The organism is Nonomuraea sp. NPDC003804, assembly GCF_040610675.1.
Classification (GTDB): domain Bacteria; phylum Actinomycetota; class Actinomycetes; order Streptosporangiales; family Streptosporangiaceae; genus Nonomuraea.
The window spans coordinates 208,027-225,262 of sequence record NZ_JBEXMT010000006.1 but is presented as its reverse complement, the minus strand read 5'-3'; the positions used below and the strand labels follow the sequence as shown (position 1 = coordinate 225,262).

Annotated in this window: 14 protein-coding genes; 12 read left to right on the top strand and 2 right to left on the bottom strand. The window is 72.4% G+C overall.

Translation table 11 applies throughout. The annotated features are described in order from the left end of the window. Window position 1 precedes the first annotated feature (1 nt). From ABZX22_RS10610 to ABZX22_RS10585, 6 genes are all read left to right on the top strand, one after another. Window positions 2-904: a hypothetical protein gene (locus ABZX22_RS10610; protein WP_354907395.1), complete on the top strand. Its 903-nt coding sequence runs from the start codon at window positions 2-4 to the stop codon at window positions 902-904. Beyond that, entirely contained in the window at window positions 901-2,223 is a 1,323-nt protein-coding gene (locus ABZX22_RS10605; protein ID WP_354907394.1) for a DUF5691 domain-containing protein, read from the top strand. Before ABZX22_RS10610 ends, ABZX22_RS10605 begins: the two co-directional genes overlap by 4 nt. Next, the gene (locus tag ABZX22_RS10600; RefSeq protein WP_354907393.1) at window positions 2,220-3,287 is read left to right on the top strand and encodes an AAA family ATPase; all 1,068 of its coding nucleotides are present in this window, start codon (window positions 2,220-2,222) and stop codon (window positions 3,285-3,287) included. The genes ABZX22_RS10605 and ABZX22_RS10600 overlap by 4 nt, the downstream gene beginning before the upstream one ends. After that, window positions 3,284-5,893 carry a DUF5682 family protein gene (locus ABZX22_RS10595; protein ID WP_354907392.1) on the top strand — a complete coding sequence of 870 codons (2,610 nt, stop codon included), beginning with the start codon at window positions 3,284-3,286 and terminating at the stop codon, window positions 5,891-5,893. Before ABZX22_RS10600 ends, ABZX22_RS10595 begins: the two co-directional genes overlap by 4 nt. Further along, window positions 5,886-7,019, top strand: a complete 1,134-nt coding sequence (locus tag ABZX22_RS10590; RefSeq protein WP_354907391.1) for a VWA domain-containing protein — start codon at window positions 5,886-5,888, stop codon at window positions 7,017-7,019. Before ABZX22_RS10595 ends, ABZX22_RS10590 begins: the two co-directional genes overlap by 8 nt. 292 nt (window positions 7,020-7,311) lie before the next feature. After that, window positions 7,312-8,325: an aldo/keto reductase gene (locus tag ABZX22_RS10585; protein WP_354907390.1), complete on the top strand. Its 1,014-nt coding sequence runs from the start codon at window positions 7,312-7,314 to the stop codon at window positions 8,323-8,325. A gap of 335 nt (window positions 8,326-8,660) precedes the next feature. Here the strand turns inward: ABZX22_RS10585 and ABZX22_RS10580 are convergent, their stop codons facing one another. Then, entirely contained in the window at window positions 8,661-10,097 is a 1,437-nt protein-coding gene (locus ABZX22_RS10580; protein WP_354907389.1) for an MFS transporter, read from the bottom strand. A 120-nt stretch (window positions 10,098-10,217) separates the two neighbouring features. Here ABZX22_RS10580 and ABZX22_RS10575 point away from each other — a divergent pair, with 120 nt between their 5' ends. Beyond that, window positions 10,218-10,937, top strand: a complete 720-nt coding sequence (locus tag ABZX22_RS10575) for a TetR/AcrR family transcriptional regulator C-terminal domain-containing protein (RefSeq protein WP_354907388.1) — start codon at window positions 10,218-10,220, stop codon at window positions 10,935-10,937. A gap of 304 nt (window positions 10,938-11,241) precedes the next feature. Here the strand turns inward: ABZX22_RS10575 and ABZX22_RS10570 are convergent, their stop codons facing one another. Then, the gene (locus ABZX22_RS10570) at window positions 11,242-12,450 is read right to left on the bottom strand and encodes an ROK family protein (RefSeq protein WP_354907387.1); all 1,209 of its coding nucleotides are present in this window, start codon (window positions 12,448-12,450) and stop codon (window positions 11,242-11,244) included. A 130-nt stretch (window positions 12,451-12,580) separates the two neighbouring features. On the opposite strand from ABZX22_RS10570, the gene ABZX22_RS10565 reads away from it, so the two are divergent. The 5 genes from ABZX22_RS10565 to ABZX22_RS10545 all read left to right on the top strand — a co-directional run bounded on the left by ABZX22_RS10565 (window position 12,581) and on the right by ABZX22_RS10545 (window position 17,092). Next, window positions 12,581-13,663 carry a substrate-binding domain-containing protein gene (locus tag ABZX22_RS10565; protein WP_354907386.1) on the top strand — a complete coding sequence of 361 codons (1,083 nt, stop codon included), beginning with the start codon at window positions 12,581-12,583 and terminating at the stop codon, window positions 13,661-13,663. A 55-nt stretch (window positions 13,664-13,718) separates the two neighbouring features. Next, window positions 13,719-14,693 (top strand): ABC transporter permease, encoded by a 975-nt coding sequence (locus ABZX22_RS10560; protein WP_354907385.1) that lies wholly within the window; start codon window positions 13,719-13,721, stop codon window positions 14,691-14,693. After that, a complete protein-coding gene (locus ABZX22_RS10555) occupies window positions 14,690-15,466 on the top strand; it encodes an ATP-binding cassette domain-containing protein (protein ID WP_354907384.1) in 777 nt (258 codons plus the stop codon). Before ABZX22_RS10560 ends, ABZX22_RS10555 begins: the two co-directional genes overlap by 4 nt. A 64-nt stretch (window positions 15,467-15,530) precedes the next feature. Next, window positions 15,531-16,406, top strand: coding sequence for a sugar phosphate isomerase/epimerase (locus ABZX22_RS10550; RefSeq protein WP_354907383.1), 876 nt, complete (start codon window positions 15,531-15,533; stop codon window positions 16,404-16,406). Next, window positions 16,403-17,092, top strand: a complete 690-nt coding sequence (locus ABZX22_RS10545; protein ID WP_354907382.1) for a nucleoside/nucleotide kinase family protein — start codon at window positions 16,403-16,405, stop codon at window positions 17,090-17,092. Before ABZX22_RS10550 ends, ABZX22_RS10545 begins: the two co-directional genes overlap by 4 nt. The last annotated feature ends 144 nt before the right edge of the window (window positions 17,093-17,236 follow it).

The window sequence follows — 17,236 nt, the reverse complement described above, 5'->3', positions numbered from 1 at the left end:
GGTGAACGAACGGTCGAGCCACGCCGCCGCCGGCGCGCGCCACACGCGGGTGGCGGCCGGGCTGTCGGAGCTGGAGCGGTGGCTGGCCGACCAGGTGCGCCACGGTCTGGCCGGCGCGGGCGAGCGTGAGTGGGCGGAGCTGGCCAGGCGGCTGGTCGACGCCCAGGCGCCGGGCGTGGCGGGCGCCGTGGGGCGGCTCGGCGGGATCAGGGCCGCGGCCGGCTGGCCGGAGCGGCTGCTGGAGGAGTACGCGCTGCTCCACCTGCTGGCCGTCGGCTACCGCAGGTCCGGCGAGCTGCCCGGCGACCTGGCCAGGACGGTCCGCACCAGGGTGGGCTTCCCGATCCCGCGCGAGGAGGTGCTGGCCGGGCCGGGCGTACGCGACCTGTGGCACGTGGTCGGCAGGCGCGACGAGACGCGCGACCGGCTGGTGGCGCGGCGGGTCTGGCTGAAGGGCCGGGCCACGGGGCGGGCGGCGCTGGTGCTGACGTTCGCGCCGGTGGGTCACGCGCTCGACGACTCCCTGGCGGCCGGCGACGTGGTCGACGCCTGCCTGGCCTTCTACCCGGGCGCCGCCCCGCTGCGGGCGCTGGTGTCGGCCCGGCACGACGGCCTCCGCCCGCCGTCGCCCCCGCCCGGCACGACCGAGCGGGAGGCGCTCGAGCAGGTGGCGGCGGCGCTGGCCGGCGATCCGTGGACCGAGTCGTGGCCGCTGGTCCTGGCGGGCGTCGTCCCTTCGGCGGGCCGGCTCGGCGGGCTGCGCCTGCACCCCAGGCTGGAGACGCCGTGGCGGCTGATCGCCGTGTCGGGCGGCCGGCCGCTGACCGTGGCCGCCGAATGGACCCCGCGCGGCCTGGTGCCGCTGACCGCCTGGGACGAGCAGGGGCAGGCGGTGATCCTGTGAGCGAGGCGTGGGAGGAGCTGGTGTCGGCCGCGCTGGTCGGCACCGACCGCCGGCCGTACCCCGGCGACCTGCTGGCCGACGCCGCCGCCGAGCTGGTCCGGCGCAGGGCGGGCCGGCTGCCGGAACCTTCGGAGGGCCCCGCGCTCACGCCCGCGCCCGAGGAGGACCAGGAGCAGGTCGGGGCGGCGGCCGCCGCGCGCCTGGCCAGGATCCTGGCCGGTGAGCAGCCGCGCCTGCTGCCCGAGTGGCTGGCCGTGGCGGCGGCGACCGGGCGCAGGGTGCCGCCCCGGCTGCTGCCCGAACTCCTCGACAAGGGCGCGCGAGACCGGTCGATCAGGCCGTCGCTGGGGGTGCTGGCGGGTCGGCGCGGCAGGTGGCTGGCCGGGCTCAACCCCGCGTGGTCCTACCTGCTGGCCGAGCCGACGGGCGAGAGCTGGGAGCTCGGCGGTCACGGCGACCGCATGGCCTACCTCGGGGAGCTGCGCGCACGCGATCCCGCGGCGGCCAGGCGGCTGCTGGAGGAGGCGTGGGAGAAGGAGACGCCCGACGACCGGGCTGAGTTCCTGACCGTGCTGGGCGAGGGGCTGTCGATGGCCGACGAGCCGTTCCTCGAGAGCGTGCTCGACGACCGGCGCAGGGAGGTGCGCCAGCAGGCCGCCGACCTGCTCACCAGGCTGCCCGGCTCCCGGCTCGCGGCCAGGATGGCCGAGCGCGCCGCACGCTGCCTGGCCGTACGGGAGGGCAGGATCGTCGTCGAGCCGCCCGCCGCGTGCGACCCGGGCATGGAGCGCGACGGCGTCAGGGCCAGGCCGCCCCGGGGCACCGGCGAGCGGGCCTGGTGGCTGCAGCAGGTCGTCTCCAGGGCGCCGCTGCGGATGTGGGACCCGGCGATGCTCAGGATGACCATCCCCGCGTGGGACCGGGAGGTGCGCTCCGGCTGGGTGCGGGCCACCGTCCTGCAACGGGACCCGGTGTGGGCCAGGGCGCTGTTCGCGTGGGATCCGCTGGCCGACCTGCTGGCCGTGCTGCCGCCCGGCGACCAGGACGAGGTGGCCGCCGACTTCGTGCGGCGGCACGGCGTCGACGGCCAGATGATCATGGTGTTGGGCGGCGCCTCGGCGCCCTGGGGGCGTGGGCTGACGCACGCCGTCCTCACCAAGATCAGAAAGGTGGCCGCCACCCAGCCGTGGAACCTCGACGAGCTGGCCAGGATGGCAGGCGAGCGGATCGACCCCGCCGACCGCTTCCTGGCCGACGGGTTGAGCGAGGTCTCCGGCCTGCTGGGATTCCGCGCCGCGATGATGAAGGAGCTCACGTGACGACCGTTCTGCGACCGCACGCCGAAGACCACTACGCCGAGGAGCTGGCGCTGCTGGCCAAGGAGGACGACAGGGCCAGGCCGCCCGGCTGGCGGCTGTCGCCGTGGGCGGTCACCACCTACCTGCTGGGCGACGGCGACCGCATCACGCCCAAGTACATCGGCCGGCGCCGCATCGTCGAGGTCGCCGTCGCCACCCTGGCCACCGACCGGGCGCTGCTGCTGCTCGGCGTGCCCGGCACCGCCAAGACGTGGCTGTCCGAGCACCTGGCCGCCGCCATCAGCGGCGACTCCACGCTCCTCGTGCAGGGCACGGCCGGCACCGCCGAAGAGGCGATCCGCTACGGCTGGAACTACGCCAGGCTGCTAGCCGAGGGCCCCTCGCGCGACGCGCTCACCCCCTCACCGATCATGCGCGCGATGGCCGAGGGCAGGATCGCCAGGGTCGAGGAGCTCACCCGGATGCCGTCCGACGTCCAGGACGCGCTGATCACCGTGCTGTCGGAGAAGACGCTGCCCATTCCCGAGCTCAACCAGGAGATCCAGGCCAGGCGCGGGTTCAACCTCATCGCCACCGCCAACGACCGCGACCGGGGCGTCAACGAGCTGTCCAGCGCGCTGCGGCGGCGCTTCAACACCGTCGTCCTGCCCGTGCCCGCCAGCGCGGAGGAGGAGGTCGCCATCGTCACCCGCCGCGTCGCCGAGCTCGGCCGCTCGCTCGAACTCCCGGAGACCGCCGCCGACCTCACCGAGATCCGCCGGGTCGTGACCATCTTCCGCGAGCTGCGCGAAGGCGTCACCCACGACGGGCGCACCAAGCTCAAGTCGCCCAGCGGCACCCTGTCCACCGCCGAGGCCATCTCGGTGCTGACCAGCGGCATCGCGCTGGCCGCCCACTTCGGCGACGGCGTCGTGCGCGCCGCCGACGTGGCGGCGGGCATCGTCGGCGCGGTCGTGCGCGAGCCGGTGTCCGACCAGGTGGTGTGGCGCGAATACCTCGAGACCGTGGTCCGCGAACGCGACGACTGGCGAGACTTCTACCGCGCCTGCCGGGAGGTGCCGTGACCGTCTCCGCGACCGTCTCGGTGCTCGGGATCCGCCACCACGGCCCCGGCTCGGCGCGTGCCGTACGAGAGGAGCTGCGCAGGCTCGAGCCCGACGCGATCCTCGTCGAGGGCCCGCCGGAGGCCGACGCCCTGGTCTCCCTGGCGCCCGAGATGGAGCCGCCCGTGGCGCTGCTCGCGCACGCGGGCGACACGGCCGTCTTCTGGCCCTTCGCGGTGTTCTCCCCCGAATGGCAGGCCATCCTGTACGGCACGGCGGCCGGGATCCCGGTCCGCTTCATCGACCTGCCAGCCGCCCACACCCTGGCCGCGCCCGGCACCGACGCGCACACCGACCCGCTCGGCGAGCTGGCCGCCGCCGCCGGCTACGACGATCCCGAACGCTGGTGGGAGGACGCCGTCGAGCATCGCGGTGACACGCCCTTCCAGGCGATCGCCGAGGCCATGGCCGCCGTCCGCGAGGGGCACCGGCCCGGCGAGCGGGAGGCCCGCCGCGAGGCCCACATGCGCCGATCCCTGCGCGCGGCGATCAAGGAGGGCTTCGAGCGCGTCGCGGTCGTCTGCGGCGCCTGGCACGTCCCGGCCCTGACCGGCCGGCTGCCGTCCGCGACCGCCGACAACGCGCTGCTGCGCGGGCTGCCGAAGGTGAAGGCCGAACTGACCTGGGTCCCATGGACGTACGGCAGGCTCGCCTCGTGGAGCGGCTACGGCGCGGGCATCACCTCGCCCGGCTGGTACCACCACCTGTTCACCGTCCCCGACCGGCCCGTCGAACGCTGGCTCACCGCCGCGGCGGACGTCCTGCGCGAAGAGGGCAGGACCGTCTCCTCCGCCCACGTCATCGAGGCGGTACGGCTGGCCGAAGGGCTCGCCGCGCTGCGCGGCCGGCCGCTCGCCGGGCTCGGCGAGGTGACGGACGCGGTCCGGGCCGTGCTGTGCGACGGCGACGAACTCCTGGTCGAGCTGGTCCAGCGACGCATGGTGGTCAGCGACCGCCTCGGGACGGTGAGCGAGCGCACCCCGATGGTGCCGCTCCAGCGCGACCTGCGCGAACAGCGCAGGAAGGTGCGGCTCAAGGCCGAGCCGGGGGAGCGGGAGCTCGACCTCGACCTGCGCAGGCCGCTCGACCTCGCGCGCAGCCACCTCCTGCACCGGCTGCGGCTGCTCGGCGTGGAGTGGGGCCGGCCGGCCGAGACCCGGGGGAAGGGGACGTTCAGAGAGGTGTGGCGGCTGGCCTGGCACCCGGAGTTCGACCTGACGCTCATCGAGGCGGCCGCGCTCGGCACCAGCGTGGAGTCGGCCGCCACCCGCCACGCCCGCGACCTCGCCGCCGCGGCGGGCGACGGGGGACGGGACGGTGCGGGGCTGGATGGTTCCACAACCGTGACAATCCCGCCGCCCGCGGCTGGTCCGGCGTCTCCGGGAGGCGTCTCTCCGGGTGGACGAGTCTCTCCGGGTGGATCGGCGTCTCCGGGAGGGCCGGTCTCTCCGAGTGGACGGGTCTCTCCGGCAGGGCCGGCGTCTCCGGGAGGAGGGGTCTCTCCGGGCGGGAGGGCGGGGCTGACCAGGCAGGCGGATCCGGCCGGGTTGGCCGGACTGACGCTGCTGGTGGAGCGGTGCCTGCTGGCGGACCTGCGGGAGGCGCTGCCCGACGTGCTGGCGGCGCTGTCGGCGAAGGCGGCGCTGGACGCCGACCTCACCCACCTCATGGCCGCCCTGCCCGCCATGGCCCGCGCCCACCGGTACGGCGACGTGCGCGGAACCTCGGCGGCGGGGCTGGCGGCGGTGGCCGAGTCGATGCTGGACCGGATCTGCGCGGGACTGCCGGCGGCGGTGACGGGACTGAGCGACGAGTCGGCGGCGGCCCTGGTCACCCACATCGACGCCGTCCACACCGCCGCCACCCTCCTCACCCCCGCCCCGTCGGTTTCCGATCGGCCCGCGTCGGCGTCGCCTTCATCCGGTTCAACGGTGCCCGAGCGATCCGCAGGCGAGCATCTCGGGTCTGACCGGCTCTCACCCGACCGATCCTCACCTGATCGGCCCTCGACCGGGGGATTCGCGAATGAACCGGCCACCTCCGACCGATCTTCGTTCGACCTGCCGGGTGGCGGCGCATCCCCCAAGGCGGAGCCGAAGACCCGATGGCTGGCGACGTTGCACGCCGTGTGCGACCGCTCCGAGCCGCACGGCCTCATCGAGGGCCGTCTCACCCGCCTCCTCCTCGACACCGGACAGCTCGCCCTCAACGACGCGAGCGACCGCATGTCCAGGGCGATGTCCCACGGCAACCCTCCCGCCAGGTCCGCCGCGTGGGTCGAGGGTTTCCTGGCAGGCGGCGCGCTCATGCTCGTCCACGACCCTCGCCTGCTGGCCCTCGTCGACGGCTGGCTGACGGGCCTGACCGGCGACCAGTTCACCGAGGTGCTGCCGCTGCTGCGCCGTACCTTCGCCGCCTTCGAGGCTCCGGAGCGGCGCGCGATCGGGGAGCGGGTGCAGCAGGCCACGGGCGCCGGTACGGCCGGCCGTCCGGTCGAGGTGGACGAGGGCCGGGCGGCGCCTGCCGTACGCACCGTGCAGTTGATCCTGGGGGTGGCACGTGGATGAGCGGCTGCGCAGGTGGCGGCTGGTGCTGGGCGGCGGTGACGCCGACGGCACGGGGGTCGTGCCGCGCGGCGCCGACGCCCGGATGGACGAGGCGCTCGCCGCCGTCTACGAGAGCGAGCCGGACCGGGCCGGCGGGCTCGGCGCGTCGGCGCCGCGGGTGGCGCGCTGGCTGGGCGACATCAGGTCCTGCTTCCCTTCCACGGTCGTGCAGGTCATGCAGCGGGACGCCATCACACGGCTGAACCTCACCCGGCTGCTGCTCGAACCGGAGATGCTCGACGCCGTCGAACCGGACGTCCATCTCGTCGGCACCCTTCTCGCACTCAACAGGGTCATGCCAGACGAGTCGCGGGAGTCGGCACGCGCGGTCGTCCGGCGGGTGGTGGGCGAGCTGCAACGCCGGCTGACCGAACGCACCAGGTCGGCGATCGCGGGCGCCCTCGACCGGACGGCGAGGACCCGCCGGCCACGCAACGCCGCCGACATCGACTGGGACCGCACGATCAGGGCGAACCTGCGGCACTACCTTCCCGACCGGCGCACCGTCGTGCCGTCCAAGCTGGTCGGCTACGCCCGGCAGCAGAGCGCCGTGCGGCGTGAGGTGGTGCTGTGCGTCGACCAGAGCGGGTCGATGGCGTCCTCGGTGGTGTACTCGGGGGTGTTCGGGGCGGTCCTGGCGTCGATGCGGTCGCTGAAGACGTCGCTGGTGGTGTTCGACACGGCGGTGGTCGACCTCACCGACCAGCTGCACGATCCGGTGCAGGTGCTGTTCGGCACGCAGCTCGGCGGCGGCACGGACATCAACAGGGCCCTCGCCTACGGTCAGGAGTTGGTCACCAGGCCGGCTGACTCCATCTTCATCCTGGTCAGCGACCTGTTCGAGGGCGGCGTGCGCCAGGAGATGCTGCGCAGGGTCGCGGCGATGACGCGAGCCGGGGTGCAGGTGATCGTCCTGCTGGCGCTGTCGGACGAGGGCGCGCCGTTCTACGACCACGACAACGCGGCGGCGCTGGCGGCGCTGGGGGTCCCGGCGTTCGCCTGCACTCCCGACGCCTTCCCCGACCTCATGGCGGCCGCGATCCAGCGGCAGGACCTCACCCAGTGGAAGGAACGCCACCTTCCCTGACGGCCCGGCTCTGACGGCCGGGGCTTGACGGGCGGGCCGCTCGGGTCCGGTCGTCCGGTGGCGCTCGCGATCGTTTACAGTCCTCGCCGTAAAGATCACAATGATGTGGAAGGCAACGCGGTGCCCGTCCTGGCGCAGCGGCGGGCGTCCTGAGCCCGTGGGCCTCCCTCCGGCTCGCCAGGCACTGCGAAGGACGCGGCATCGCCGCGGCGAGGATCAGGGACGGAGTCGGGGCGAACGCTGATGATCGGCAGGGAGCGCGTCGACGCCCCTGCCATGGAAAGGACTGATCATGCGTTACCGGCTGTTCGGATCGACCGGCCTGCGGGTCTCGGAACTGTTCTTGGGCGCGATGACGTTCGGGGAGCAGGGCGGGGTGGGGGCGCCGGTCGAGGAATGCCGCAAGATGCTGGACATGTACGCCGAGGCGGGCGGCAACGTGCTCGACACGGCGATCAACTACCGCGGCGGGGCCAGCGAGGAGATCCTCGGCGAACTGCTCGACGGCCGCAGGGACTCGTTCGTGCTGGCCAGCAAGTACACCGTCTCCCGCGGCGGCGCCGATCCCAACGCGGCGGGCAACCACCGCAAGAACCTCACGGCCTCCCTGGAGACCAGCCTGCGCCGGCTGCGCACCGACTACCTCGACATCTACTGGGTGCACCTGTGGGACAGGCACACACCGGTCGAGGAGACCATGCGCGCCCTCGACGACGCGGTCCGCGCCGGGAAGGTCCTGTACGTCGGCATCTCCGACGCGCCTGCCTGGATCGTCTCCCGGGCGAACACGCTGGCCGAATGGCGCGGCTGGACCCCTTTCGCGGGGCTGCAGGTCCCCTACAGCCTGCTCAACCGCGACATCGAGCGGGAACTGCTGCCCATGGCCGAGGCGTACGGGATGACGGTGGCCGCCTGGAGCCCGCTGGCGGGCGGGGTGCTGTCGGGCAAGTTCGCCCAGGGTACGGCGGGGCCGGGCACCCGCATCAAGGCCGAGTCGATCAGCGCGCAGGACCTGGCCGTCGCCAACGTGGTACAGGAGGTGGCCGAGGAACTGGATGTCACCAGCGCGCAGGTGGCCATCGCCTGGACGCGGGCCCGTTCGCGTGCCGTCCACCCCATCGTCGGGGCACGCACCGCGGCCCAGCTGGCCGACAACCTCGCCGCGCTCGACTGCGAGCTGCCGGACACCGCGATGCGGCGGCTGGAGGAGGCCACCGGTTTCGTCGCCGGGTTTCCGCACGACTTCATCGCGCAGACCTCCGCCTGGGTGTTCGGGGAGTCCTCCCAGCGGGTCGACGGCCGCTGACCAGACGCCCGGAAGCTCGCGGGCGGATGCCGGGGGCTCCGGCGGATGCCGGTGGATGCGCGGCTGAGGTATCTCGCGCCGCGCGGGGCTGTCTCGTACCGGTGGGTCTTCTTTGCCTGCGGCCGGTGCCGCTGTTCCGTTGGGTTTCTTCGGGGTGAGGCGGCGGTGCCGCCCTTCCGTCAGCTTCTGGGCGAGGCGGTCTGGCGGCTCGCTGTTCCGGCGGGCTTGCATTCGGGCGAGGCCGCCGTACGCGGTCCGCGTCGCCGTACCGCAAGAAGGGGTGGAACGGCGAAGCCCCGGTCATGAGGTGACCGGGGCGCCTGCCGTGGCGGAGATCAGTGCATGGACTCCTCGCGAGCGTGGCGGGGCAGGAGGAAGGAGAGCGCGCAGGTCACGAGCAGCAACCCGATCTCCACCCACACCGTCACCTGCATCGCGTCGCCGAAGCTCCACTGGCTCTTGAGCAGGTTGAAGAACAGCGTGCCGAGCACGGCGGCGCCGAGCGCGCTACCGAGCTGCTGGATGGCGGTCAGCGTGCCGGAGGCCGAGCCGGACTCGTGCGGCTCGACGCCCGCCAGCACGATGTCGAAGAACGGGGCCATGGTCAGGCCCATACCGATGCCGACCAGCGCGAGGCCGGGAGCCAGCTGCCAGGCGCTGACGTCGAGTCCCGCGAGGTGGATGGTAAGGCCGAGCACGCCCGCGCCGGTCGCCATGACGGCGGTGCCGATCTGCAGGAGCGTACGGCCGAGCTTGGCGACCAGGGCCATGGCGATGCCGAAGCCCGCGATGCCGCCGATCGCCTGCGGAAGGCTGGCCAGGCCGGCCTGGAACGGGGTGAAGTGCAGGCCCTCCTGGACGTACAGCATGAAGACCAGGGACAGGCCGATCATGCCGGTGAAGAACGACAGGCCCGCGACGAGGCCGCCGGTGAAGGCGCGCTTGCGGAACAGGCTGGGGGTGACCAGCGGGTCCTTGCCCGTACGCTGGCGGCGCGACTCGTAGGCGCCGAAGATCGCGAACATCACGATCGAGCCGGCCATCGAGACGAACGTCCAGGCGGGCCAGTCCTGCTCCTGTCCCTGGATCAGCGGGAAGATCAGCAGGAAGGCGGCGGCGGAGACGATCAGCATGCCGACCAGGTCGAGCCTGGTGGCGTTGGACATGCGGAACTCCGGCAGGAACTTCAGCGCGGCGAGCACGGCGGCGACGCCGATCGGCAGGTTGATCAGGAAGATCATGCGCCAGCCCGTGCCGAACAGGTCGGCGTCGACCAGCCAGCCGGCCAGCACGGGGCCGCCGACGGAGGAGATGGTCATCACAGGGCCGAACATGCCGAACGCCTTGCCGATCTCCTCGGGCGGGAACATCTCCTTGATCAGGCCGAGGCCCTGGGGGATCATCACCGAGCCGAACAGTCCTTGCAGCACGCGGGCGGCGATCAGCATCTCGGGGCTGACGGACACGCCGCACAGCAGGGAGGCGGCGGTGAAGCCGAGGGCGCCGATCACGAACATGCGCTTGCGGCCGTAGAGGTCGCCGAGCCGGCCACCGGTGATCAGCCCGACCGCCATGGCGAGGGTGTAGCCGGAGATCAGCCACTGGATGAGGCTGGCCGAGCCGCCGAGCTCCTTCTGGATGGTCGGGGCGGCGATCTGGGTGATGAGCGCGTCGATCAGGTCCATGATCTCGGCGGCGAGGATCACGAAAAGGGCGGGCCAGCGCCACCGGTAGGCCACGGTGTCCGCCGTGGCGGAGGTGGTCGTCGTCATGGGGGGCTCCTTGAGGGGAACAACGTTCTGTATTCGAACCCCGTTCCTCAAGACGAACGGCGTTCGTGGCAAACACTGTTCTATGTACGAACGCCGTTCGTGTCAAGTACATTGTTCGTCATGGAGCCACTGCCCGCGCCTCCGTGGCGGAAGACACGTACCCCCAAGCCGGTGAAGCCGCAGCTCACCCAGGACCTCATCGTGGAGACGGGGCAGCGCATCGTGGGCCGTGAAGGCCTCGACGCGCTGAGCATGCGCAAGGTCGCCCAGGAACTCGACACCGGACCGGCCTCCCTCTACGCGCACGTCGCCAACAAGGAGGAACTGCTGGAACTGATCTACGAGCGGGTCCTGGCCGAGATCGAGGTGCCGGCTCCCGAGCCGGAACGCTGGGCCGAGCAACTGCGCGAGACCGTGCTCACCATGCACCAGGTGCTCAACTCCCATGGCGACATCGGGAGAGTGTCGCTGGCCAACGTGCCGATGGGGGCGAACTCCATGCGCCTGGGCGAGGGCATGCTGGCCATCATGATCGAGGGCGGGGTGCCGCCCCGGCTGGCCGCCATCGCGGTCGACCGGCTCGGGATGCTCGTCGCGGCCGACGCCTACGAGGGATCGCTGTACACCTCCCAGCAGCGGTCCAGCGGGATGGACGTCGAGACCTTCGTGGCCGACATGTTCACGCAGATGGAGGACTACCTCCGCAACCTGCCCCCGGAGCGGTTCCCGTATCTGACCCGGTACGCGGCGGAGATGGTGCGGCCGAGCGGGGAGGAGCGGTTCGAGCTCGGGCTGGACCTGCTGATCGCGGGGCTCGCGGCGCACGTCCGCTCCGACTGACATGCCTACCCGGCGTCACCCACGAGGCGGGGCGCCCGCGCCCAGGTGGGACGGGCGCTCTCCTCCGGAGGGTTCGGCCGGCCTCGGCGGCGGTGCCGCGCATGCGGGACGTGCGTGTCCCAGCCGTGTGGTGCTGCCGACGTCGCGGCGGGTCGGACGTCCCGGCGGTGTGGCGCGTGCCGGCGTGGGTGTCTCGGCGGGGTGCGCGTATCGACGGCGGTGTGGCGCGGGGCGGGCGTGCGTGTCCGGCGGTGCCGCGTGTGCCGGTGTGGGTGTGTGGGCGGTGCCGTGCGTGTCGGTGCGGCTACGGTGCCGCCCCGTCGACCAGTTCCTGCACGCGCTGCGGCGCGTAGATGCCGTCCACCAGCAGTTGCGCCAGCCCGAGGATTCCCGCGTGCGGGTCCAGCTCGCTGCGGACGATCTGCAGGTTGCGGGTGGCCAGCGGCAGCGAGCGCCGGTAGACGATCTCGCGGATCCCGGCGAAGAGCAGCTCGTCGGTGTGGGCGAGCTGGCCGCCGATTGCGATGACGCGCGGGTTGAACAGGTTAACGGTGTCGGCGATGGCGCCGCCGAGGATGCGGGCCGCGCGCCGGGCGAGCCGTACCGCGACGAGGTCGCCGCCGCGGATGAGGCGGACGGCGTCGTCGACGGTGTCCACCTCGCGCCCGGCCGCCCGGAGGTCGCGTACCAGGGCCCATCCTCCGGCGTAGGCCTCCACGCAGCCGGCGTTCCCGCACCGGCAGAGCGGGGGCTCGGCGGTGTCGTCGACGGTGACCTGGGTGTGGCCGACGTCGCCGGCCGCGCCGTCGGCGCCGCGGTGCACCTGGCCGCCCGCGACGAGGCCGGTGCCGACTCCGGTGCCCACCTTGACCATGAGCAGGTGGGGGACGTCCGGGTGGCGCAGGCGCTGCTCGCCGAAGGCCATGGCGTTGACGTCCTTGTCGACCAGGACGGGGCAGGCGTAGCGGGTGGCGAACCATCCGGGGATGTCGAAGCGGTCCCACCCGGTCATGATCGGCGGGCTGACCACGCGCCCGGTGGCGAAGTCGACGGGGCCGGGCACGTCGATGCCGATGCCGAGCACCGAGCTCGGCCGGTGCCGTCCTTCCTCGAGGATCTCGGTGAACAGCTCGTCGACGATGCCGAGGATGGTCTGCGGGCCCGCCGTCACGTCGGCGCGGGCCTCGCGCTCGGCCCGGACCCGCCCGCCCAGGTCGCACAGCGCGGTGCGCAGCCCGGTGGCGCCGATGTCGGCCACCAGCAGCACCCCGCGGTCGTGGTTGACGACGAATTGGCCCGCGGGCCGGCCGCGGGTGCGCGCGTCCTCGGGCGCGGGGACCAGCAGCCCGGCGGCGAGCAGCCCGTCGAGGCGCTGGTTGACGGTGGTGCGCGAGAGGCCGGTCCTGCGCATCACGTCCGCCTTGGTGAGGCCGTCGGACGAGCCGCGGAACAGGCTGAGGATCTCGCCCGCGCTGACTCCCCAACGCGGGACGGCGACGGTGGTTATGTCCACTGGACCACTGTAGCCATGGCTGGAACTAGACGTAAGTCAAGAATCTTTCGATTTCTAAAGTCAAAAGATGGGTTGTCGGATTTCAGAAGGCGGCTTACGGTCGTGCCATCGACGCTGAAAGGGGCATCCGATGCACGTCAACAGCAGAAACCGGCGAGCCGTGGCGATAGGCGCGGTCGTGGCCCTGGAGGCGCTGATGCTGGGAGCGTGCGCTTCCGGCCAGCCGTCCGGCTCGGGGACGAAGGTGGAGGCGGCGGGCGCGGGCGGCGGATCGGCCGCCCAGCAGAAGGCCGCCCAGGAGAAGTACGCCGCGGTGATCAAGGGTCTCGACAACCCGTTCTTCCAGGCCATGAAGCAGGGCATCGACGACCAGGCCGGCGCGGGCGGCGTGACGGTCACCGTCCAGGCGGCCAACTCCATCACCGACACCACCGGCCAGGCCGACAAGCTGAACGGCCTCGCCGGGCAGGACTTCTCCTGCTACGTGGTCAACCCGATCACCGGCACCAACCTCATCCAGGGCCTCGCCCAGATCTCGGCGATGAACAAGCCCATCGTCAACATCGACAGCCCCGTCGACCCGGCCGCGGCAAAGAGCGCCAACGTCAAGCTCGCCACCTACATCGGCACCGACAACGTCGAGGCCGGCAAGACGGCGGGGCAGCAGATGACCAAGCTGCTGCCCTCGGGCGGGAACGTCGCCGTCATCGGCGGCATCGCGGGCGACGTCACCAGCGGCGCTCGGGTGGAGGGCTTCCAGCAGGGGCTCGGCCCCAACCTCAAGGTCGTCCAGACCGTGGCGGCCAACTGGGAGCGCCAGGCGGCGCTCACCGCGGCGACCGACATCATGCGGGCGCACCCGGATCTGGCCGGCTTCTTCGCCGCCAACGACGACATGGGCCTCGGTGTCGCGCGTGCCGTCGCCAACGAGGGCAGGACGGGCAAGGTCAAGGTCATCAGCGTCGACGGCAACAAGGAGGCCGTCGAGGCGGTCAAGGCCGGAACGCTGAACGGCACCGTCTCGCAGTACCCGTACGCGATCGGCGTGATGGGCGTCGAGGCGTGCCAGGCCGCCACGGCGGGCAAGACGCTACCGCCCACCGTGAAGGCGCCGATCGAGATGATCGTCAAGGACAACGCCGACCAGGCGCTGGCCACCGCGCCCAAGCCGTTCCAGGCCTACGACGACCCGTTCAAGGCCCTCACCCAGTAGCCGCACCACCGTCGCGGCGAACCGTCAGGAGCGCGGCGACATGGAGAGAACAGACATGGCAAACGCAACCCTCGCGGCGCCCGACCGCGAAGCCTGGTCCGCCCGGCTCAAGGACCTGGGATTCTGGGCCGAGTGGGCCGCCCTCGTCGGGCTGGTCGTCCTGGTGGTCGTCTTCCAGGTGCTCAACCCGACGTTCCTGAGCCCGGGAAACATCGCCTCCATGCTGGTGGCCGCGGCGATCCTGATCGTCCTGGCGGTGGGCCAGACCTTCGTCGTCGCCACGGCGGGCATCGACCTGTCGATCGCCTCCACCATGACGCTGGGCGCGGTCGCCTTCGGCCAGGCCTACGCCGCCGGGTGGGGACTCGTGCCGGCGTGCGTGCTGGGGATCGTCGCCGCAGCCCTGGTCGGCGTCATCAACGGGGTGATCATCGCCAAGGGCAGGATCACGGACTTCATCGTGACGCTGGGAACGCTGTCAGCGGCCTCGGGGCTGGCGCTCATCCTGTCCGACGGCAAGCCTGTGACCATCATCGATCCGGCACTGCTGCGCCTGTCGACCGGCGGCATCGGCATCTTCGGCTGGCCGTTCCTCATCGCGGTCGCGGTCGCCCTCGCGGCGCACGTGACGCTCTTCCACACCAGGTTCGGCACCCACCTGCTGGCCACGGGCGGCGCGCCGGAGTCGGCCACGGCCATGGGGATCAGCACCGCCCGCATCAAGATCGCCGTCTACACGATCAGCGGCGTCCTCGCCGGGCTCGGCGCGATCCTGCTGGTGGCCCGGATCGGTGCCGCGGAGCCGGCCGCCAACACCTCCTTCCTGCTGAACTCCGTGGCCGCGGTCGTGCTCGGCGGCGTGAGCCTCTTCGGCGGGCGGGGCACCATCATCGGCCCGTTCATCGGCGCCCTGCTGCTGGTGGCGCTGGTCAACGGCCTCACCCTGCTCGGCGTCTCGCAGTTCTACCAGCCACTGGCCGTCGGCATCGTCGTGGTGCTGGCCGCACTCCTGACGAGGTTCCAGCGATGACCGTCCAGCCCGAGCCCGGCCCCGTGGCCGGCGACACCCTGCTCCGCTGCGAGAACGTCTCGCTGTCCTTCGGCAACGTCCGCGCCCTGGTGGAGGTCTCGCTGACGCTGAGCGCGGGTGAGATCACCGCCCTCGTCGGCGACAACGGCGCGGGCAAGTCCACGCTGGTGCGCTGCATCTCGGGGATCCACCGGCCGCACAGCGGGCGCATCGTCTTCGACGGCACCGAGATCGACTTCCACTCGCCCGAGGACGCCCGTGAGGCCGGCATCGAGACCGTCCACCAGAACCTGGCGCTCGTCGAGGACCTCACGGTCTGGCAGAACCTCTTCCTCAACCGTGAGATCGTCCACCGGGTGGGCCCCGTGGCGCTCCTGGACCGGCGGGCCATGCAGTCACGTGCCAGGGAGATGGTCTCCACGCTCGCGGTCAACGTGCCCGCGGTCCGCTCACGCGTCAGGCGGCTGTCCGGCGGGCAGCGCCAGGCCGTGGCCATCTGCCGCGCGGCGGGCTTCAGCTCCAAGCTCGTCATCATGGACGAGCCCACCGCGGCGCTCGGCGTCCAGGAGACCGCGCGCGTGGAGGAGCTCATCGTCAGGCTGCGCGACGAGGGGCACGCCGTCCTGCTCATCAGCCACAACTTCGCCCAGGTGATGCGCCTCAGCCGGCAGGTGTGGGTCATGCGCGCCGGCCGCTGCGTCGGCGGGCGCCGTACGGCAGAGACCACCGGCGAGGAGATCGTCGCCCTGATCACCGGTGCCGCGGCCAGGTGACCCCGCGGCCCCCGAGGGCAGCCGGGCAACGAGCCACGACCCCCGACAACCGACACGAGGAACCATGACCACCAAGACCAACCCGATCGGCGTGCACGCCCTGGTGTGGGCCGGCGACACAACCCCGGCGTCCATGGCGGCCGCGGTCGAGAAGACCAAGGCCGCCGGGTTCGACCTGCTGGAGATCTCCCTGCACGACTCGGCCAACCTCGACGTCGGCGCCACGCGGGAGGCCCTGCGCGCCGCCGGGCTGGGCGTGGCCTGCTCGCGCGGCCTGGCCTTCGACGCCGACGTCTCCAGCGAGGACCCGGCTGTGGTGGAGCGGGGCGAGAAGCTGCTGCACGACTCGCTCGCCGCGACCGCCGCCCTCGGCGGCACCCACTTCACCGGCGCCCTCTACAGCGCCCTCGGCAAGTACGGTCACCCGCTCACCGCCGCGGGACGCCGCAACGTGGTGGGGGTGCTGCGCGTCCTGGCCAGGGAGGCCGGCCGCCGGCACATGACGCTCGGCCTGGAGATCTGCAACCGCTACGAGACCAACGTCATCAACACCGCGCACGACGCGCTCGTGCTCGCCGACGACATCGGCGAGGACAACGTGCTCATCCACCTCGACACCTACCACATGAACATCGAGGAGGACGACTTCGTCCGGCCCGTGCACGAGGTGGGCGACCGGCTCGGCTACGTCCACGTCGGCGAGAACCACCGCGGCTACCTCGGCTCGGGGCACCTGGACTTCACCTCGTTCTTCCACGCGCTGGCCGACGTCGGCTACGGTGGGCCGATCACCTTCGAATCCTTCTCCGCGGCGGTCGTGATGCGCGGACTGTCCAACGACCTGGCCATCTGGCGCGATCTCTGGTCGGACGGCGAGGACCTGGCGCGTCACGCCCACGCCTTCATCACCGACCAGCTCCACACGAGCCGCTCGCGATGACGGCTCTCGACGATCTGGTGGAGCGGGCCCGCTCCCTCGTCAGGGACGGGCACCGCGCGCTGCTCGGCATCGCGGGAAGCCCGGGGTCGGGCAAGACCACGCTCGCCGAGAACCTGGTCGCCCTGCTGCGGCAGGCCCCTCCGGCCGGTCTGCCGCCGCAGGAGTGGGTGGCCTACGTGCCGATGGACGGTTTCCACCTGGCCGACGTCGAGCTCGACCGGCTCGGACGGCGCGACCGCAAGGGAGCGCCCGACACCTTCGACGCCGCCGGCTACGCGGCGCTGCTCGCCCGGCTGAGGGACGACGAGGACGACGTGGTCTACGCGCCCGCGTTCGAACGCGACCTGGAGCAGCCGATCGCCGGCAGCATCCCGGTCGCGCGCGCGGCCAGGCTGATCGTCACCGAGGGCAACTACCTGCTGGTCGACCAGGGTGACTGGGCGCGCGTGCGACCCCGGCTGCACGAGGTCTGGTATTGCGACCTCGACGCGGACGAGCGGGTGCGCCGCCTGGTGGCCCGCCACGAGCGGTTCGGCAAGGCCCACGACGCCGCCGTGGCCTGGGTGCTCGGCACCGACCAGCGCAACGCCGACCTCGTCGCCACCACCCGGGGCCGCGCCGACCTGGTCGTCCCCGCCACCGTCCTGCGCGCGATCGGAGACCCCGAGCAGGCACTGATCGACTGACGGCAAAGGCACTGACCTGCCGCGACCTGCCGCGACCTGCCCCGACCGGCCCCGGGTGGTCCGAGGCGGGACGCGGACCGGCCGGGCCGGTGCCGCCGGTCGTCAGACCAAATGCCTAGGACCCCTGCCCGATGTGCCGGACCC